This is a genomic window from Geobacillus proteiniphilus (assembly GCF_001908025.1).
Taxonomy (GTDB): Bacteria; Bacillota; Bacilli; order Bacillales; family Anoxybacillaceae; genus Geobacillus; species Geobacillus proteiniphilus.
The window spans coordinates 1-1,505 of the sequence record NZ_MQMG01000115.1 but is presented as its reverse complement, the minus strand read 5'-3'; the positions used below and the strand labels follow the sequence as shown (position 1 = coordinate 1,505).

Genomic DNA, 1,505 nt, shown 5'->3' with positions numbered 1-1,505 from the left:
CACCAATTAACAAAAAACGATCCCCACCTAGCCTTTGGAATTAGATTCCAAAGGAAGGTATTTCAGTATATATATGGTTTCTTCATGCTACGCACTGGTCTTCTCCAGTTTCACTTCGTACCCTAACCCCTCTAGCCGTTTCACCGTTTGGCGCACGATGGCGGCCTCCCGTTGCTGATCCCAGTAGTCGGCTCCCAACTCTCGATACGGTTCCTTTCGCGTTAAGACCGAATAGATGATTTCCAAGATGGTTCTCCCGACCGCGACACTCGCTCGATTCGCTCCTCTTCGTTTGGCGATCCGATGATACTTGGCCGATAGGTACGTGTTCTTCGTTCGGGCGGCGGCACGGGCGCATTCCACCAGACACGCCCTCAGTTTCTTGTTCCCTTTCCTCGTTCGGCCTGACAACCGTTTCCCCGCACTCTCATGATTCCCGGGGGCCATTCCCGCCCATGAGGCCAAGTGTGCGGCCGTAGGGAACCGGCTCATATCCGTCCCGATTTCCGCTATAATTTGTTCTGCGCTTTGCCGCCCTACTCCCGGAATGGTCTCCATGAGCTCCAGCGCTTCATGAAAAGGGCGCGTTCTCTCCTCGATCTCTCGACTCAACCGGGCAATCGCTTCGTCTAAATATTCAATATGCCGGCATTGTTCCGAAAGCATCATGCGTTGATGCGGCCCCATGATTCCTTTCAAGGCGCGCCGGAGCTCTCCGATTTTTTGCTTCAGCCGCCCTTTGGCGAGTTGCGCCAATACCGCCGGATCGTCCGTTCCTTCGATCAGGGCTCGAAGGATCCGCTGAGCCGACACCCCGTTGATGTCCGATACAACCGAAGCCAGTTTGATGTTGGCTCCTTCCAGCACTTTTTGGATGCGGTTGAGCTCCCGTGCCCGTTCCTCGATCAAACTGCGCCGATACCGAACCAGTTCCCGAAGCTCTCGCTGAGCTCGATCCGGAATGTAACTCCCTCGGAGCAGTCCGTGGCGAAGCAAGTCCGCGATCCATTCGGCATCTTTGACATCGGTCTTTCGTCCGGGAACCGCTTTGATATGTTGGGCATTGACGACCAGCACTTCGATCGACTCTCCTTCGAGGAGATGATACACTGGCTTCCAATATACGCCCGTCGACTCCATGGCCACGTGCGTCACCTGTTTTTCTTTCAGCCACTCCACCAACTCCTCGAGATCGTCGGTCATCGTGCCAAACGTGCGGATCTCTTTGCCTTCAGGGGTTAGGACACAAGCCGTGATCGATTTCTTATGCACGTCCAATCCGCAACAGCGTTCATACAAGACGCGCATCGGTCTCCCTCCCTGCTTCATTCTCCAAAACAGCTGGTGCAGCAGCCTTTGTTCAAGCATTCTATCCTGCGTGCTTCCCAAAAGGGAGCGACATTCCGTGGTGCACCAGGCTGCTGGGGTCCGTCTATCCTTCGGACTTTTCCGTACCATAGATACCACGACCTCATGACCCCAGCTGCAAGGAGACCATTCGACAG

Annotated in this window: 1 protein-coding gene; it reads right to left on the bottom strand. The window is 54.8% G+C overall.

Annotated features, from left to right (window positions below; translation table 11 throughout):
• Window positions 1-87: 87 nt before the first annotated feature.
• The gene (locus BRO54_RS18760) at window positions 88-1,308 is read right to left on the bottom strand and encodes an IS110 family RNA-guided transposase (protein ID WP_021321446.1); all 1,221 of its coding nucleotides are present in this window, start codon (window positions 1,306-1,308) and stop codon (window positions 88-90) included.
• Window positions 1,309-1,505 lie beyond the last annotated feature (197 nt).